Below are 17,939 nucleotides of genomic sequence, written 5' to 3' on the forward strand. Positions count from 1 at the left end.
TAAATTTATGAATGGATACAAACAGTTATCCAGCCTTGGCAAATACTCGCCAGTTGCTATGATGCGTCCCTTTTGGACGAAGCTGCATGTTTGTTCGCTTGATCGTTAGTCTTGTCTGCCTGCTGCTGTGCAGCAGTATTTGGGCAAGCCCGCCGCGCACCTTTAGCGAGGCAAAGAAGATTGGTTGGAAGCTCTACGCCAAGCAATCAACCGAGTTTTACTGCGGCTGCAAGTTCAGCGGTAAGCGGATTGACCTGAAGAGTTGCGGCTACACCCCTCGTAAAAACCGCAACCGCGCCTCGCGTATCGAGTGGGAGCACATTGTTCCAGCTTGGGAAATCGGTCATCAGCGCCAATGCTGGCAACAAGGTGGGCGCAAGAACTGCTCGAAAAACGACAAAGTCTATCAGCGCGCCGAGGCAGATCTGTTCAATCTGGTTCCCGGTATCGGCGAGATCAACGGTGATCGCAGCAACTTCCGCTACGGCTGGCTACCGCAATCACCCAGCCAATATGGCGCCTGCCCGATGGTGGTCGATTTCAAAGCCAGGGTCGCGATGCCACGCAAGTCGGTACGCGGCATGATCGCCCGCACCTACCTTTACATGAGCGACCGCTACAAACTGCGCCTGTCGAAGAAGAACCGACAACTGTATAGCGTCTGGAATCGCACCTATCCGGTTAAAAACTGGGAACGCCAACGCAACCAATTACTCGGTTGTGTGATGGGCTGGAGCAATCCCTATGTCGGTAACTACAACCCGAAACTGTGCCCAAACATTAATGCGCGTCAGCTCAATATCTGAGATTTGCCCTAGTTTTTTAACTATCCAGCAGTACCGGGAATGGCCTCGGGAAACTCCCTTGCCAATATGGTTGTCAGCCAGACTTCAAACCACTGCATGTCAGCGCTACGTGGCCCTGTGGGAATCAGCAGTTGGTAGCTATCCAGGCGCACCTGATTGGGCAAAGGCCTGACCAACAGACCGGACTCCAGCTCTTTACGCACCAGCACATCATTGGCCAACGCGATACCGGCGCCCGCCTCCGCCATCGACAAAGCATGGTCGTTACTCACATAACGCACCTCTGAAGTGACCCGAAACACCTGATTGTTTGCCGCTAGCCAAGCGTTCCACCAAGTACCTTCGTCGACGTGAATCAATTCGTGCTGCACCAACTCCTCAATCCCTTGCAGCGGCCCGTGCGCCTCTAAATAGGCGGGTGAACACACGGGAAATACTTGGGGATGGAGCAACATGCCCTGGCTCTGAGCAAAATCGCCAGGCATTCCATAAACAATCCCCAGGCTGGCCACGTTGGCATCGACGTCGGTGAAGGTTGGGTTCGGTTCAATCGCCACTTTCAACCCAGGCCGCTCCTGACGCAGCGCATCCAGATGCGGCATCAGCCAACGCTTGGCAAATGCCGGAACCACCAGAATTTTCAGCCAGCGCGCGGCACCGCCTGGTGTCAGCTCCAAACTGGCCTCAGCAATCTGTTGCAGCGCCGTGGAAACCTTGTCGAAGTAACGCTGCCCAGCCGGGGTCAGGCTGACGCCACGTGATGAACGCTCAAGTAACTGCACGCCGAGCCAGTCTTCCAGTAGGCGCACATGGCGACCGATTGCTGGTTGAGTCACGTGCAATGATTTAGAAGCTGCAACATAGCTGCCCAGACGCCCCGCTGCTTCAAATGCGCGCACTGCGTTAAGCGGTGGCAGGCGTGATGTTGTCATGTCAAATTTTCGCTTTGCTATTAAATTTATTAACAGCAACGGTAAACAAATTGAGCTTTTCTCACAACCGCAATCTCGACACACTCGACCTCAGCAGCCCTATTACAAAAACCGCTGCACCGTTATGTTGTCAATCAGTGCAACTAGGGCCGGATGCAGCCTTCTTTAAAACTGTTTTGATAAGCGAGACCTAATGATCAATAACCCCAATATCAGCGAACTGGTCCAGCTTCAGGCCCATGAACTGGCTGAGCGCATCCGCTTGCGTCATGTGTCATGCCGTGAAGTGATGAGCGACTATCTTGCGCATATCGAGCGTTTCAACCCGGCGGTCAATGCCATCGTCAGCCTGCAACCGCAAGAAATCCTGCTGGCTCAAGCCGATGAGCGTGACAGCGAGCTAGCGCGTGGTGAATACCGTGGCTGGATGCATGGCCTGCCCCATGCGATCAAGGACTTGTCGCTGACCAAGGGCATTCGCACCACCCTCGGCTCGCCGCTCTTTCGCGACTTTATACCCGAGAACGACGGCATCATGGTCGAGCGTATCCGCGCGGCTGGCGCCATTATTATCGGCAAGACCAACACCCCCGAGTTCGGGCTGGGTTCGCACAGTTATAACCCGGTATTCGGCGTTACCGGCTGCGCTTATGACCCTAGCCGCACGGCCGGTGGCAGCAGTGGCGGCGCTGGCGCGGCACTGGCTTTGCAACTGGTGCCGGTGGCCGACGGTAGTGACATGATGGGCTCGCTGCGCAACCCGGCCGCATTCAACAACATCATTGGCTTTCGCCCTTCTCAAGGCCGGGTTCCATTTGATGACAGCGCCGACCTGTTTATCGACCAGCTAGGCTATGAAGGCCCAATGGGCCGCAGCGTGCGCGACGTTGCCATGCTGCTGTCAACCCAGGCTGGCGGCGACTCACGCTCGCCCTTGTCGATCAGCGAGCCGGGTACCCAGTTCGCTGGCAGCCTTGAGTGCGACATCAAAGGCGCGAAGCTCGGCTGGCTCGGTGACTTCAACGGCTATTTGCCGATGCAGCGCGGGGTGCTGGATTTGTGCAAACGCGCTCTGACTGACTTCGAGGCTCTGGGTTGCCATGTCGAAGACGCCCGCAGCGACTACGCACCCGAGCGTTTGTGGGACACTTGGCTCACTCTGCGCCATTGGCTGGTGGCTGGCTCACTCGGTGGCCGCTATGCCGATCCACAGCAACGCAAGCAATTAAAACCCGAAGCCTGCTGGGAAATCGAAGGGGGATTGGCGCTGTCGGCGATGGATGTCTACCGCGCCTCTGCTGCGCGGACCGACTGGTATAGAGCCATCAGTCGCCTGTTCGAGAAATACGATTATCTATTGCTGCCCAGCGCGCAGGTATTCCCGTTCGACAAGACCCTCGACTGGCCAAAAGAGATCGAAGGGGTCGCCATGGATACCTATCACCGCTGGATGGAAGTGGTGATCCCCGGCACGTTGTCAGGTTGCCCGGTAGCGAACGTACCCGTGGGTTTCAATGAGCAAGGTTTACCAATGGGCATCCAGATCATCGGTCGCCACCAAGCCGACATGGCCGTGTTGCAACTGGCTCACGCCTACGAGCAAGCCACTCGCTGGTATCAGCGCTGCCCACCGCCGCTGCTTGGCTTGGGCGGCTAATCCCCTTCGCCAGCGAAACAGCCCGCCCCTGCTGGGGCGGCGCAACAAGCTTTGCAGGCTCAGGGAAGCCGTAGCACAGCCTTCAGCAAAGGGTCATTGAGGTAGGCTACATTCAGTCGGGTCCAGGGATTAATGCGTGACTGCTCAGGTGAAAAAATATGCCCGGGCGCAATCATGAAACCCTTGGGCAGCAACTGGCGAGTCAACTCGCGGGCATCATCGATGTGCGGCATTCTTGCCCACAGGTACAGGCTTTGCTCTGGCCGGAAGAACACCTCGGCGCCAATTTCATCCAGCATCTGCAAGCCAGCATCGGTCGCGGCCTTGAGGCGCTCTTGCAGGCGAATCTGATGTCGCAGGAAGTGACCTTCAGCCAGTATCACATCGACTATGCGCTCGCTGAACTCGGAAGAGCTTGTGTGCAGCAGCATCTTCAAATCCCCCAGTTCATCGATCACCTCTTTGCTACCCGCGATAAAACCAACGCGCAACGCGGCCGAGACTGACTTGGAAAAACTGCCGACGTAAATCGAGTGTTTCAACTGATCCAGCGCCGAGACCTTGATCGCCGATGCAGGTTTGAAATCAGCCAGGGCATCGTCATCGACCAGGATGAAGTTGTGTTCCTCGGCCAGCTTGACCAAGCGATGGGCTTTGCTCGGCGATATATCCGAGCCTGTCGGGTTATGCACGACGGACTGGATAAAAAACAGCTTCGGTTTCTCGACCCGCAACATGCGCTCAAGCACTTCAATGTCCGGCCCATCCGGCAGCCGGGGCACAGGCAACATCCGCGCACCTTGCAACTGCAGCTTGCCGAACAAGGGGTAATAGCCTGGATCCTCGACCAATACCGTATCACCAGAAGCCAAGAAGCGACGGATGATCAAATCCAGTGCGTGATTGGCGCCATGGGTCGTGACGATCTGTCGCGGCTTAACCGCAATCGCGTAGCTCGCCAGTTTCTGCACCAGGTGTTGGCGCAGCCCGGCATTGCCCAAGCGATTGCCGTAGCGAAACAGGGTCGTCACTCCGGTGCGCATGATTTGCCGGGTGAATTTGTCCAGGCGCAAATCCATCAGCCAATCAACCGGCGGGAAGCCCTCTCCGAGCGGCGACTGGCTCGGCTCACGGACAAACTGCTGCCGCATCAGCCAAATGGTGTCCATGGCCCGCGCGTAGGGCTGCGGCTCTTCCGGCTCAGCGTTGACTGGCACTTGCTTGACGAAAAAACCCTGGCCATGACGTGCCTCAATCAACCCCTGCGAGGCCAGTAATTCGTAGGCATTGATCACCGTATTTTTGGAATAACCGAGCAGGCTGACACTCTCGCGCAACGAGGGTAAGCGGTCGCCTTCACGGTAGGCGCCGTTAGCAATCTGCTCGGCCAGCGTGGTTGCCAACTGCTGGGCCAAGGTCAGACGCATCATGGTTCAAATTCCTGAACAGGTAAGACAAAGAGTACAGCCAATACTGTTTGCCCTTACTGTACCTTTTTTATGGATACAGTCCGAATTAAGGTTAATTCAATCGAAAATAATAACTGCAACAGGATTCCCCATGAGTATCGATTCGCGCCTGCCTAAATTCCGCAACATGAGCCCTGCCGAGCGCCTCGGCCACCTGCAAGCACTACTTGAACTCCCCAACGAAGACATAGCGTTGCTGAGCGAGGCTGGCGCGCTGCCGCTAGAGATCGCCGATGGCATGATCGAGAACGTCATCGGTAAGTTCGAGCTGCCCTATGCACTGGCCAGCAACTTTCAAATCAACGGGCGCGACGTAATAGTGCCGCTGGTGGTTGAAGAGCCTTCGGTTGTGGCCGCGGCATCCTTCATGGCAAAGCTTGCACGTGAAGCGGGTGGGTTCATGACCTCCAGCAGCTTGCCGCTGATGCGCGCGCAAGTGCAAATCGTCGAGATTGAAGACCCCTTCAATGCCCGCCTGAGCCTGATGCGGCGCAAGGACGAGATCATTGAACTGGCAAACCGCAAGGACCAATTGCTCAACAGCCTGGGCGGCGGTTGCCGCGACATAGAGGTACACACCTTTGCCCAGAGCCCACGCGGGCCAATGCTGGTCGCCCACCTTATCGTCGATGTACGCGATGCAATGGGCGCCAATACTGTCAACACCATGGCCGAGGCAGTTGCCCCGCTGATGGAGGAAATCACTGGCGGTAAAGTTCGCCTGCGCATCCTGTCCAACCTTGCCGATCTGCGTCTGGCGCGTGCGCAAATCCGTATCGCTCCCGAGCACCTGACGACAGCCGATTACAAGGGTGAAGATGTGATCGAAGGCATTCTCGATGCCTATAATTTCGCCACGATCGACCCGTACCGCGCAGCCACGCACAACAAAGGCATCATGAATGGTATTGACCCGCTAATTGTTGCCACGGGCAACGATTGGCGTGCTGTCGAGGCTGGCGCCCACGCCTATGCCTGTCGCAATGGACACTACGGTTCCCTGACAACTTGGGAGAAAGACAGCAAGGGGCATCTGGTCGGCACGCTGGAGATGCCAATGCCCGTCGGCTTGGTTGGCGGAGCGACCAAGACCCATCCGCTGGCGCAATTGTCGCTCCGGATTCTCGGGGTCAAGAGCGCTCAGGAACTCGCCGAAATCGCAGTTGCAGTGGGTCTGGCACAAAACCTTGGAGCATTACGAGCGCTGTCCACCGAAGGTATTCAACGCGGACACATGGCGCTGCATGCCCGCAACATCGCGCTTTCCGCCGGTGCCCGTGGCGAAGAAATCAGTTGGCTGGTCGAGCAAATGGTCGAGGCCAGGGATGTTCGCTCAGACAACGCCAGCGAGCTGTTAAAGCACAAACGAGCGCAATAATGGCGATGCCCAACAAACAGAGCATTCGCCTGGTTGAAGTCGGCGCTCGGGACGGTTTGCAGAACGAGCACCTCACTCTGCCGCCTGAAACTCGCGTGCAACTATTGACTCACCTGGCAGATGCCGGATTGCGCACCCTGGAAGCTGGGGCATTTGTCTCGCCACGCTGGGTGCCGCAAATGGCGGGCTCCGACCAGGTGTTCAAGCAGTTGCCGATGCGGCCAAGCGTCAGTTGGACAGCACTGGTGCCGAATCTGCAAGGCCTCGAAGCTGCGCTGGCAGTTGGTTGCCAGGAGGTCGCGGTATTTGTTGCAGCGTCTGAGGCGTTTTCGCAAAAGAACACCAACTGCTCGATTGCCGAAAGCCTCACACGCGTGCAGCAGGTCATTGATCGCGCAAAAGCAGCGCAGGTCAAAGTACGCGTCTATGTATCCTGCGTCATGGGTTGTCCATTCACCGGTCGGGTTGACCCTAATAAGGTCGCGGACATCAGCGCTTCGCTGTACCAAATGGGCTGCTATGAAATCAGCCTGGGCGACACCGTGGGCACCGGCACACCAGCAGCGACCAAGGCATTGATTGCGGCTTGCGCTCAGCAGGTTCCTGTCGCGGCGCTGGCAGGACACTTTCATGACACCTACGCAATGGCAATCGCCAACATCTATGCGGCAATAGAGGCTGGCGTAAGTGTCTTCGACAGCTCGGTGGCCGGGCTGGGTGGCTGCCCTTACTCACCCGGCGCTACCGGCAATGTTGCCACTGAAAACCTGGTTTACCTGCTCGACGGGCTGGGTATCGAACATGGGGTAAACCTGGATGCACTGATAGAAACAGGCGAATTCATCAACGCTGCGCTGGGCCGCAAGGAAAGGTCCAGTGTCGCGCGGGCGCTACTCGCCAAGCATCGTACTGGAGCCTGAGTTACCCAGCACCTCTGATTAATAACAATAAGAGCCCGCAAGGGCATAGGAGAATTCCTTTGAAATCTGAACTGTACGAAGTGTGGGGCGACACGGTAAACGCTCGCCACCTGACCTACGCAATTGCCATTGGCGCGACCGTAAGCTTAAGCGCGTTCTTTATTGCCCAATCGCTGCTCGTCAATTGGGTGGAATCGGCACAAATGGCACGCGCCTATGCCATGTTGATTGGCATTGTTGGCTGCCTGATTGGCGGCGCCATCAGCGCAACGCTGTTCAAGCCCAAGCGCCATGTCGTCGAGCATCAGGCAGATCCCGCCTGGCGGGCGGAAGTCCTCAAGGAGCTGCAAAGCGAATTCGGTGACCTTGGCCGAATGAGTGATTTGCCAGTTGAGACAGTGGCCGAGTTGCGTGAACTGGACCTCTATGACCTGTTTGCCGAACACGAAAAAACACTGGCAATCCAAGAGTCCGAGCCCTCCCCGACTCAGCGCACCGACACGGGTGCTGTGACCAGTAATGGAGTGACGCAATGATGCCCTTGTTAGATCAAATCATGATTGCGCTGGGCATGGGCATTCTCGGTGCCATTATTTTCTCCGGGATCGGGCTTATTTCCGGCAGTGACGAAACCACCACTCTGGCGCCTTTAACCTTGCTGGTGGTATTGCTGGGTGTACCCGCGCCCGGCGTGCTCACCTTCTTCCTCGCCGGCGCCGTGGCCAAGCACATGACCCACGCCGTGCCGACCGCACTACTGGGTATTCCCGGCGATACCATGGCCACGCCACTAATGCGCGAAGCCAACTTCTTGCGCAATCTGGGCGTGCCGCACATTGCCCTGCGCAAAATGATTTCAGGTGCCGTTATTGCCGCCCTTTTAGCCGTGCCAATGGCGGTATTATTCGCGGTACTGCTGACACCATTTGGTGACATGATCAAACGCGCTGCCCCTTGGGTGTTTCTGGCCGCGGCGATTGCCATTGCATGGTTCTCCAAAGGTCGCCTGGCAGCGGTACTGACCCTGATTCCATTCGTGATGATCATTGTCGGCCTGCAAACCCTTACCACGCAGTACGATGTAAAGTTGAGCGTCAGCTACTTTCTCGGCATTGCCATCGGCCCTTTGATCGCAGCCCTGTTTTCAATGCTCGCACCTGCTGAACGGGAAAAGATGCGACGCCAGGAGGTCAGAACCTTTTCCCTGTCACCTGATGTGAAAAGCTGGGGTGGCTTTTTCCCGAATCCACTGAAAGTCATGGACCGAAAGCAAAGCCTGTGGACGGCAGCGACCGCGACCATTTCCAGCGCCACCTTTGTATTCAGCCCGGTGGCAATGACGGTGATCCTCGGCGAGGTTGTCGGCTCAAGAGTCAAGCATGTCTATCACCGACTGACCACTGTGATCACCGCCAGAAACGGCGTTACCGAAGCCACCTATATTGCCGAGGCACTGATTCCACTGATTGCCTTTGGCCTACCGCTTAGCCCGGTAGCAGCTGGCCCGGCCGCACCGCTGTTTAACGCACCGCCGCGCTTTACCGTAGACAACGCCACCGGCCAGGTGGAAAACCTGCACACCCTGCTAAACACCTGGGAATTTCTGGGCTACGGCATGCTGGCGGTGGTGGTTGCCATACTGATCGCCTACCCCTTCACCATGAATTACGCCCACCAGGCTGCATCCTATGTGTCGCGCAAGATCAGCCACGAGGCCGTGATCGCGACCTTTGTCGGCCTGATCTTGGTGATTGGCATTTGGGAAGGCGGCATGCTGGGCCTGTTGGTGATCATCACCATCGGCCTATTGGGCGGGTTTCTGTCGCGCTTTCTGGGTTTCAATATCGGCGTGCAATTCATGGGGTTCTACACCGCGGTACTCACAGTACCAGCGCTGGTTGCCATGCTGACGAGCTGACCCATGCCAAAGCTTTGAAGTTGCTCTAATCAACATCAAAAAACTGGTCTGCGCGCATGCAACGACGCAGACCAGTCACTGCCAGACTGAGCCCTGCAAGGCTCAGCCCATCGCCGAACGAATGACGGTGCGCACGGTTTGCGCAACCCCCAGAAGCTTGGGCAGATAATCATCGAGCAAGACCTCAGTGGGCACCCGCGAAGCGTTGGTGCTGATATTGATAGCACCGAGCAAATCACCATTACCGGCAAATACAGGCACGGCCACCGAGCGCAAACCCAGGTCCAGCTCCTGATCGACCATGGCGTAGCCTTGCGCACGCACCTTGCCAATTTCTTCGTGCAAAACCTGTTTATCGGTGATCGAAAAACTGGTGTGTGACTCCAGCGGTACGCGCTCGACAAAGACGTGCAGCGCCTGATCACTCATCTGCGCCAGCAAGACCCGGCCCATAGACGTATAGGCGGCGGGCAGCCGGGTGCCAGCGACCAGGGTGATTGCCATCAATCGGTGCGGCGCTGCGGAGCGAGTCACATAGACCACATCATTGCCGTCGAGCACGGTTAAAGAAGAGGACTCGCCAAGCTCTGCGGTGATGTCTTGCAGGTAATGCTGAATCACTGTGCTGTATTGATTCGAGGCCTGATAAGCATGACCAAGCTGCAACACCTGCGGCGTCAGCTCGAACTGGCGGCCACTGCGGCGCATATAGCCCAGCGAATGCAAGGTGAGCAGAAAGCGCCTGGCTTTTGCCCGATCCATGGCCGTGCGGGCCGCCACTTCGCTCAGCGTCATTCGCGGATGAGCCGCATCGAAGGCGAGTAAAACCTTCAGCCCGGAAGCCAATGCACTCACGTAGTCCCGGTCATCTGGCTGAAGCACCTTGTCGTCCATCGTTTCTCCTTGATCGCTGCACATACACCCTTTCGAGCGGGCAGAACTCTAGCATTTGTTCGCCTTACGAACATAGATTTTGCAGGCTCGACCTGGAAAGTATTGACCTGAGAAGGATGATCGCGCATTGTGTTCGTTAGGCAAACATATGTTCGCATAGCGAACTTAGTGCTAAACGAGATAATCAGGAGTACGGCCAAAGAGACAAAGCCCCTATCACAAGATGTGAATACGTCTCCAAAAACCGAACACGCCGACGAACAGAGGCCGTCTGCCTATAGCCTTGCAGCCAATTGCAATCAGCATAAAAACAACAGGATTACTGATGGAAGCGATAACTAATTTCTCTGTAAAAATGGTGCAGCGTTATCTGCCTAGCGCCTTTCTATTAGCGGTCCTGCTGACCTTTATTGTGGTGTTGATGGGGCTTGGCATCACCGGCCAGTCGCCCATGGACATGGCCAGTTATTGGGGCGATGGATTTTCCAAGCTGTTTACCTTCGGCATGCAGATGGTGCTCGTGCTGCTGACCGGCTATGTACTCGCTTTGAGCCCGGCAGTCCAAGCCATGCTCAGCGGTTTTACCAAGCACGCCAATACGCCCAAACAGGCATTGGTGTTGACCATTGTGGTCAGCTTTGTCTGTTACTACCTCAACTGGGGCTTTGGCATGGTGGCGGGCGCCATCCTCGCCCGGGAAATGGGTAAGCGCGTTGCGATTCACTTCCCGTTGATCGTCGCCGCTGCGTATGGCGGCGAACTGGTGCGCGGACCGTCGTCATCGATTCCGCTGGTTATCGCGACGCCAGGCCATTTCATGGAAGATACGCTGGGTATCATTCCTGTATCGCAGACCCTTTACTCAAGCTGGAACATCATCCTCACCCTGTTGCTGCTGGTATTACTGGTGGGTTTCTTCTTGCTGCAAAAACAGCCCAAGGAGATCATCCGCCTGCAAGATACCGATGAGGATGTGCAAGACGATGCGCCAATCAGCAAAAAAGGCATGGCCCCCTCTGATCGCCTTGAGCACAGTCGCTGGCCCATCTTTCTCCTGGGTTGCCTGGCAGCGGCCTATCTGGTTGGGCAGATCATCGACAAAGGTTTCAATGTAAACCTCAATACCATCATTCTGTTCTTTCTCGCACTCGGCCTGATGCTGCACAAGAACTCAGCCTCCTACACCAAGGCGGCCAGCAAGGCCGTTACCGCCGGCAGCGGCATTATCGTGCAGTTCCCGCTGTACGCCGGTATTGCCGGAATGATGACCGGCTCCGGGCTGGTGACTGAGTTTTCTGAAGCGATCATTCACATCGCCACACCAGAAACCTTCCCGCTGCTGACCTTCCTCTGCGCGGGTATTGTCAACTTCTTTATCCCCTCCGGTGGCGGGCAGTGGGCGATACAAGGTCCGATCATGATGAATGCCGCTCACGCCCTCGGAGCAGATCCAGCACAAACCATCATGGCCTTCACTTGGGGTGATGGCTGGACCAATCAAATCCAACCGTTCTGGGCCCTGCCATTGCTGGGCGTTGCCGGGCTGTCAGCGCGGGATATCATGGGTTATTTGATTATCTGGCTGGGGATTTCCGGGGTGGCGATCGGCGGCACATTCGTGGTGCTTTCGATGATGGGCTGAAGATGCCTGTCATCCGCCATACCCAGCGCGGATGACAGGCACTTTGCAACTGAAACGCCAGTGACACTGTGTCATTGGCGTTTTTTTAGCACTGCATTTCCCGCTCGCAGCAGCCCTCGACATCACGGTAATTGATGACTGCCGTCTTGGCGACCAAGTCGATGTCCAACCGGCAATAAAACTCACCATGGCGCCAGCCCATCAACACTCGACTGTCGATTGAGGAATTAAGCTCGAAGCGACCTTCAAACGCCGGGTAATGGCTGCGAAAGCGCATCAGTTCAAGCAAGCGCTGGACCACTGGCCGCTGCATTTCCTGGTCTATTTCCTCGAAGCTGTAGTAATGGCGATTGATATCGCGCGCCTCACCGCTGCTTTCCAACAAATCATAGTCATTCGCCCCGGCCAGCAGCCCGACGTAATAGACTTGGGGAATACCCGGTGTGAAGAACTGAATGGCGCGGGCAACGATATAGGCATCATCGTCGCACTGCAGTGCTTCGTAGAAAGTACAGGTCAGTTGATAAATGGCACCGACACTGTGCACATTCACCGCCGAGCGGCGCATGATCGGATCTGCACTGCGTTCAGAGACGTTGGCAACCAAGGCCTTGATTTGATCCTCCGGCAGCACGCCTTCGACATCAGGAATACAAATACCGTCGTGAGTATCGAGTACCGTCACCTGGTTGCGCGGGCACATGCGCAGCCAGTTCCTCAGATAACGGCTGCTGCCTTCAAGCAGGCAATGCAGGATTAATGGCGGCAAGGCAAACGCATAAGGGCGCATACCTCGCCGGGAGATAGCGTACTGATAACTGGTGTGATCGTGTACCTCGGGCAGGGTTTCGGCCCCGTATTTCTGGGTGGTATCACGGAACCATTCGAGAATCCGATAGACCTCAGGCTCAACCAGAAAGCAACTGCTGCCAATACGTTTGGTGGTGTAGCCAAATGCATCGAGGCGGAACAGCTTGACCCCACGCGCAGCAAGAAATGCGATGTAACCTTCCATCAATTGATAGGTATGGGCGGCGGTGTAATCCAGATCAATTTGCTGCTCAGTGAATGTACACCACACACGACCGCGCTCGCCGTTGGCAAACTGCACTTCGCGAAATGGCTCCTTTTCCTTGCGGATATGGATCAGCGCCAAGTCTTGCGGGCTGATGGGGCCGAGTCGATCAACCTGTACAAACAAGTCGGCATAGACCGAGGCCGCGCCGTTTTTCAGGAAGTCCTTGAACTCCACCGACTCATCGGAAATATGGTTGATGGTCAAATCCAGGCACAGGTCATAGCGGGCGGTAATGCGCTCGACATCCGCCCAGGTGCCAAATACCGGATCGACTTCAGCATGGGTCAGCGGTGAAAAGCCACTGTCGGCATTGGATGGATACAGCGGCAGGATATGCACGCCACCAATGCTATCGCCCAGATAGCGGTCGATCACTGTGTAGAGGTCAGCAAGGTTATTACCAAGCCGGTTTGGATAACAAATCAGCTGCACAGCATTACGCAGCGACATGGCGGCCCCCTTTTCAGTTCAGCCCTCACGGGCAGTACACGAAAACGCCCCCCAGGCGACAGCTTTCGATGCTTTACCAACTACCCTAGCAAGTATCGCCACTCAGTTGATAAAAAATTGGGGGGAAATGTAAATAACCGCCATAAAAAAGGCCGGTAACCCTTGAGGTTACCGGCCTGATTTTGCAGCTTAGGCACAGCTATTTTACAGAGGCTTGCCGCGATTTCCGTGAGCGGAAACAAAGCCCTGCACCGCTTTCAGGTCATTGGCCAGCACAGTACAGCGCTCTTCACGCTCGAACAGATCAACCAGATGTGGCGGTAGCGCCGGGGCTTGGCCGATATTGGCTTTCTCGACCGCTTCCGGGAATTTAACCGGATGCGCAGTACCGAGAATGACCATTGGCACGCTCAGGCTACGACGACACTCACGCGCGGCTTTCACACCGATAGCTGTGTGCGGATCAAGCAGCTCACCGCACTCCTTGTAGACATCTGCGATGGTTTCGCAGGTTTCGGTATCGTCCACTGCCAACGAATCAAACAACTTGCGGGTTTCGGTCCAGCGGTCTTGCTCGACGCTGAAACCACCGCCCTTCTTGAAGTTGGCCATCAACTCAGCAATCGCCGCACCGTTACGACCGTGCATATCAAACAACAGTCGCTCAAAGTTTGACGAAACCATGATATCCATCGACGGCGACAGCGTTGGGTGCAAGGTGTCTTTGACATACTGATTACCGCTCATAAAGCGATGCAGGATGTCATTGCGGTTGGTTGCGACAATCAGTTGGCTGATTGGCAGGCCCATATTGCGCGCCAGATAACCAGCGAAGATGTCGCCGAAGTTGCCGGTTGGCACCGAGAATGCCACCGAGCGCGCCGGACCACCAAGCTGCAAGGACGCATGGAAGTAGTAAACGATCTGAGCCATGATCCGCGCCCAGTTGATCGAGTTTACCGCGACCAAACGCGTGCCCTTGAGGAAGCTCTGGTCAGCAAAGCTGTCCTTGACCATTTCCTGGCAGTCATCGAAGTTACCTTCGACGGCAATGTTATGAATATTCTCACCGAGAATGGTGGTCATCTGCCGACGCTGAACTTCGGACACGCGGTTGTGCGGATGCAGAATGAAAATATCGACGTTTTCGCAACGGCGGCAGCCTTCAATCGCGGCAGAACCGGTATCACCCGAGGTTGCCCCCATGATCACCACGCGCTCGCCGCGCTTTTCCAGCACGTAGTCAAGCAGGCGACCGAGCAACTGCAGAGCGAAGTCCTTGAATGCCAGCGTTGGGCCGTGAAACAGCTCCAACACCCACTCGTTGCCGTTTAACTGGCGTAAAGGGGCAACTGCGCTGTGAGCAAACACACCGTAGGTTTCTTCAAGGATCTTCTTGAAATCCGCATCAGGGATACTGCCTGTCACGAATGGCCGCATGACCCGGAAAGCCAACTCGTGATACGGCAAGCCCGCCCACGAGGCGATCTCTTCCTGAGTAAAACGCGGCAAGTTTTCCGGTACATACAAGCCGCCATCACTGGCCAGGCCGGTCAGCAGTACATCTTCAAAATTCAGGGCCGGGGCCTGACCGCGAGTGCTGATATAACGCATAACGATTCCCCTTAGACCAGTTGTTCGACGCGGATGCGCACAACGCTGCCAGCAATATCATCCAACGCTTCAAGGGCGGTGATGGCTTCATCGATTTGCGCTTCAACGACACGGTGGGTGACCAGAATCATGGGCACCAAACCGTCATGTTCTTCGACTTCTTTCTGCATGATCGATTCGATATTGATACCGCGAGCCGACAGAATGCTGGCCACCTGAGCCAGAACACCGGGGCGATCCTTGGCTTGAATACGCAGGTAATAAGCGCTCTCACAAGCACTGATCGGCAGGATCGGATGATCAGACAGTGAATCTGGCTGGAACGCCAGGTGCGGCACATGGTTGGTCGGGTCAGTGGTCAAGGCACGCACAACGTCAACCAAGTCGGCAACCACAGACGAAGCGGTTGGTTCCATGCCAGCGCCAGCGCCGTAGTACAGCGTTGAACCCACTGCATCACCGTTGACCATAACCGCATTCATCACGCCATTAACATTGGCTATCAGACGATCAGCCGGGATCAGCGTCGGGTGTACACGCAACTCGATACCAGCATCGGTGCGACGCGCAACACCAAGATGCTTGATGCGATAACCCAGAGCATCGGCGTAGTTGACATCAGCGGTGGTCAGCTTGGTAATGCCTTCGGTGTAGGCCTTGTCGAACTGCAGCGGAATACCAAAGGCAATCGACGCCAGAATGGTCAACTTGTGCGCCGCATCAATGCCTTCAACGTCAAAGGTCGGGTCAGCTTCGGCATAACCCAGCGCCTGAGCTTCAGCCAGCACATCGGCAAAGGCACGGCCTTTCTCACGCATTTCACTGAGAATGAAGTTACCAGTGCCGTTAATGATGCCAGCCAACCAGTTGATACGGTTAGCCGCCAGACCTTCGCGAATCGCCTTGATCACTGGAATGCCGCCAGCAACCGCGGCTTCAAACGCAACGATCACGCCTTTCTCGCGGGCCCTGGCGAAAATCTCATTACCGTGAACGGCGATCAGCGCCTTGTTTGCGGTCACGACGTGCTTGCCGTTTTCAATGGCCTTGAGCACCACGTCACGGGCGATTGTGCTGCCGCCAATCAATTCGACAACCACTTCAATCTCAGGGTTGCTGACCAGTTCGAAGACATCGTTGGTAATTGCAGTACCGGTCGTGTCGCATTGCGGGTTAGCTGAACGCTGCGCAATTTGCGCCACTTCAATACCACGCCCAGCACGCCGCGAGATTTCCTCGGCATTACGCTTGAGCACGTTGAATGTACCGCCACCGACAGTACCTAAACCACAAATGCCTACTTTGACCGGTTTCACACTGAACTCCCATCTGTACTGCACAAAACGACCGACTCATTGGCCGGTCGCATAAAAAGAGAGCCGCACATTACGAAGCGGCTAGGTAATAGTCAATCTGCCCTGCTGCACGGTCAAACCGCCAGCGATTACTGGGCGGCAAGTGCCTGGGCGCCAAGCTGGGCAGCTGGCTGGTAGCCAGGGATCAACTGACCGTTGGCAAGTACTACCGCCGGCGTCCCGCGTACGCCGATAGACTGTCCCAGAGCAAACTGCTTGGAGACTGGGTTGGCGCAAGCTGCAGCCGAAATATTCTTGCCCTCGACCATTTTATCCATGGCGTCGCGGCGATCCTTAGAACACCACACCGCTTGCAGTTGCTTGTCACCTGCCGAACCCAGCCCCTGGCGCGGGAAGGCAACATAACGCACCTCGATGCCTTGCTTGTTCAGCTCAGCCACTTCGCCATGCAACTTGTGGCAATAGGGGCAAGTGGTATCAGTGAAGACGGTGATATGGGTTTTGGCCTTGCCCGTCGCCGGGTAAACCACCATTTCAGCCTCGGGAATACTGTTGATAGCCTTGGCGATGCCCTGGCTTTCAGCCTTTTCGGTCAAATTGACCGGCGCGCCATTTTGCATCTGAAACAAATAGCCCTGCATCACAAACTGGCCGTCGGCGCTGGCATAGATTACCCGGCCACCTTCGAGCTTAACTTCGTATAAGCCTTTGAGCGGGCTTGCGACGATGCTTTCTACCGGAACATCGATCTGCAGGGTATCCAGTGTTTTACGGATAGCCTGCTCTGCTTTGTCAGCAAACGCCATGCTGCTTAACAGTGCCAATGCAGCGGTTGCAATAATTCGGGTCAAGCGCATGAGTTCTCCTACAGAGCAGCGCAAATTTCGGAGGCTGGAGACTACCATAATTCAGGCCCGCGGGGCGCCGCCAAACAGGCTTATCCGCGCGGGTGATGAACCGCGTGCAACTCTTGTAGGCGGGCACGGGCAATGTGCGTGTAAATTTGCGTAGTGGATAGATCACTGTGACCCAGCAGCATTTGCACCACGCGCAGGTCCGCACCATGATTGAGCAAGTGCGTGGCAAACGCATGCCTGAGCGTGTGCGGCGACAATGATTTAGCGATACCTGCGACCTTGGCTTGGTGCTTGATGCGATGCCAGAAAGTCTGGCGGGTCATCTGCTCACCGCGAGAACTGGGAAACAACACATCACTGGGCTTGCCATCGAGCAAAAACGCTCGCGCTTCCTTGATGTAGCGCTCAATCCAGAGAATCGCCTCCTCCCCCAGCGGCACCAACCGCTCCTTGCTGCCCTTACCAAAAACCCGAAGTACGCCTTGGCGCAGATTAACCTGTTCGAGAGTCAGGCTTATTAGCTCGGTTACCCGTAAGCCACAGGCGTAGAGCACCTCAAGCATGGCACGATCGCGCAGACCAATAGGATCATCCAGCTCTGGCGCAGCCAGTAAGGCCTCGACGTCGGCCTCGGATAACGATTTCGGCAACGGCCGGCCTAATTGCGGCAGATCGATCTGCAGGGTCGGGTCTTGGCTAATCATCCCTTCACGCAATAAATACCGGTAGAAACCCCGCAAGCCAGATAAAAACCGTGCAGTAGAGCGCGCCTTGTACCCCTCATTCAAGCGCCAGGCCAAGTGATCCAGAATCACATCGCAGCCAGCCGCCTCTAACGCCAAACCACGCGAGTCGAGCCAAGCATTAAAATGTGCTAAATCACTGCGATATGCATCGCGAGTGTGCACAGAAAGGCCTTTTTCAAACCATAATGCTTCAAGGAAGCGATCGATCAATTGATGCTCTAGCGTTGGCATAAGTAACTGCTTTAATGTGGCGTCGCTTTAG

General features: G+C 56.0%; 15 protein-coding genes. 7 read left to right on the plus strand and 8 right to left on the minus strand.

Annotated elements, in window-relative coordinates; all coding sequences use genetic code 11:
* Positions 1 to 86 precede the first annotated feature (86 nt).
* The gene (locus tag ACN0UH_RS05905; RefSeq protein WP_417661190.1) at positions 87 to 806 is read left to right on the plus strand and encodes an endonuclease; all 720 of its coding nucleotides are present in this window, start codon (positions 87 to 89) and stop codon (positions 804 to 806) included.
* A 20-nt stretch (positions 807 to 826) separates the two neighbouring features.
* On the opposite strand, the gene ACN0UH_RS05910 is transcribed toward ACN0UH_RS05905, so the two are convergent.
* Entirely contained in the window at positions 827 to 1,738 is a 912-nt protein-coding gene (locus tag ACN0UH_RS05910; protein WP_417661191.1) for a LysR substrate-binding domain-containing protein, read from the minus strand.
* Between the two features lie 193 nt (positions 1,739 to 1,931).
* Between ACN0UH_RS05910 and ACN0UH_RS05915 the strand changes: the two genes are divergently transcribed.
* Positions 1,932 to 3,395: an amidase gene (locus tag ACN0UH_RS05915; protein WP_417661192.1), complete on the plus strand. Its 1,464-nt coding sequence runs from the start codon at positions 1,932 to 1,934 to the stop codon at positions 3,393 to 3,395.
* A 59-nt stretch (positions 3,396 to 3,454) separates the two neighbouring features.
* Here the strand turns inward: ACN0UH_RS05915 and ACN0UH_RS05920 are convergent, their stop codons facing one another.
* Positions 3,455 to 4,825: a PLP-dependent aminotransferase family protein gene (locus ACN0UH_RS05920; RefSeq protein WP_417661193.1), complete on the minus strand. Its 1,371-nt coding sequence runs from the start codon at positions 4,823 to 4,825 to the stop codon at positions 3,455 to 3,457.
* A 130-nt stretch (positions 4,826 to 4,955) separates the two neighbouring features.
* Between ACN0UH_RS05920 and ACN0UH_RS05925 the strand changes: the two genes are divergently transcribed.
* The 4 genes from ACN0UH_RS05925 to ACN0UH_RS05940 are packed head-to-tail and all read left to right on the plus strand — an operon-like array spanning position 4,956 to position 9,080.
* Positions 4,956 to 6,242 (plus strand): hydroxymethylglutaryl-CoA reductase, degradative, encoded by a 1,287-nt coding sequence (locus ACN0UH_RS05925; RefSeq protein WP_417661194.1) that lies wholly within the window; start codon positions 4,956 to 4,958, stop codon positions 6,240 to 6,242.
* On the plus strand, positions 6,242 to 7,162 hold the full coding sequence (locus tag ACN0UH_RS05930; RefSeq protein ID WP_417661195.1) for a hydroxymethylglutaryl-CoA lyase: 921 nt from the start codon (positions 6,242 to 6,244) through the stop codon (positions 7,160 to 7,162). Before ACN0UH_RS05925 ends, ACN0UH_RS05930 begins: the two co-directional genes overlap by 1 nt.
* Positions 7,163 to 7,221: 59 nt before the next feature.
* Complete coding sequence (locus ACN0UH_RS05935) at positions 7,222 to 7,698, plus strand: hypothetical protein (protein ID WP_417661196.1); 477 nt, start codon at positions 7,222 to 7,224, stop codon at positions 7,696 to 7,698.
* The gene (locus tag ACN0UH_RS05940) at positions 7,695 to 9,080 is read left to right on the plus strand and encodes a tripartite tricarboxylate transporter permease (RefSeq protein ID WP_417661197.1); all 1,386 of its coding nucleotides are present in this window, start codon (positions 7,695 to 7,697) and stop codon (positions 9,078 to 9,080) included. Before ACN0UH_RS05935 ends, ACN0UH_RS05940 begins: the two co-directional genes overlap by 4 nt.
* A 102-nt stretch (positions 9,081 to 9,182) precedes the next feature.
* On the opposite strand, the gene ACN0UH_RS05945 is transcribed toward ACN0UH_RS05940, so the two are convergent.
* The gene (locus ACN0UH_RS05945; protein ID WP_417661198.1) at positions 9,183 to 9,974 is read right to left on the minus strand and encodes an IclR family transcriptional regulator domain-containing protein; all 792 of its coding nucleotides are present in this window, start codon (positions 9,972 to 9,974) and stop codon (positions 9,183 to 9,185) included.
* A gap of 325 nt (positions 9,975 to 10,299) precedes the next feature.
* Between ACN0UH_RS05945 and ACN0UH_RS05950 the strand changes: the two genes are divergently transcribed.
* The gene (locus tag ACN0UH_RS05950; protein ID WP_417661199.1) at positions 10,300 to 11,616 is read left to right on the plus strand and encodes a short-chain fatty acid transporter; all 1,317 of its coding nucleotides are present in this window, start codon (positions 10,300 to 10,302) and stop codon (positions 11,614 to 11,616) included.
* Between the two features lie 85 nt (positions 11,617 to 11,701).
* Here the strand turns inward: ACN0UH_RS05950 and gtfA are convergent, their stop codons facing one another.
* The 5 genes from gtfA to xerD form a co-directional block, all read right to left on the minus strand.
* Entirely contained in the window at positions 11,702 to 13,144 is a 1,443-nt protein-coding gene (gene gtfA, locus ACN0UH_RS05955) for a sucrose phosphorylase (RefSeq protein ID WP_417661200.1), read from the minus strand.
* A 204-nt stretch (positions 13,145 to 13,348) separates the two neighbouring features.
* On the minus strand, positions 13,349 to 14,758 hold the full coding sequence (thrC, locus tag ACN0UH_RS05960; RefSeq protein WP_417661201.1) for a threonine synthase: 1,410 nt from the start codon (positions 14,756 to 14,758) through the stop codon (positions 13,349 to 13,351).
* A gap of 11 nt (positions 14,759 to 14,769) precedes the next feature.
* Positions 14,770 to 16,074, minus strand: a complete 1,305-nt coding sequence (locus ACN0UH_RS05965) for a homoserine dehydrogenase (protein ID WP_417661202.1) — start codon at positions 16,072 to 16,074, stop codon at positions 14,770 to 14,772.
* A gap of 128 nt (positions 16,075 to 16,202) precedes the next feature.
* On the minus strand, positions 16,203 to 16,931 hold the full coding sequence (gene dsbC / locus ACN0UH_RS05970; protein WP_417661203.1) for a bifunctional protein-disulfide isomerase/oxidoreductase DsbC: 729 nt from the start codon (positions 16,929 to 16,931) through the stop codon (positions 16,203 to 16,205).
* 80 nt (positions 16,932 to 17,011) lie between these two features.
* Positions 17,012 to 17,908: a site-specific tyrosine recombinase XerD gene (gene xerD, locus ACN0UH_RS05975; protein ID WP_417661204.1), complete on the minus strand. Its 897-nt coding sequence runs from the start codon at positions 17,906 to 17,908 to the stop codon at positions 17,012 to 17,014.
* Positions 17,909 to 17,939 lie beyond the last annotated feature (31 nt).

This window comes from Pseudomonas sp. (genome assembly GCF_048265905.1).
Taxonomy (GTDB): domain Bacteria; phylum Pseudomonadota; class Gammaproteobacteria; order Pseudomonadales; family Pseudomonadaceae; genus Aquipseudomonas.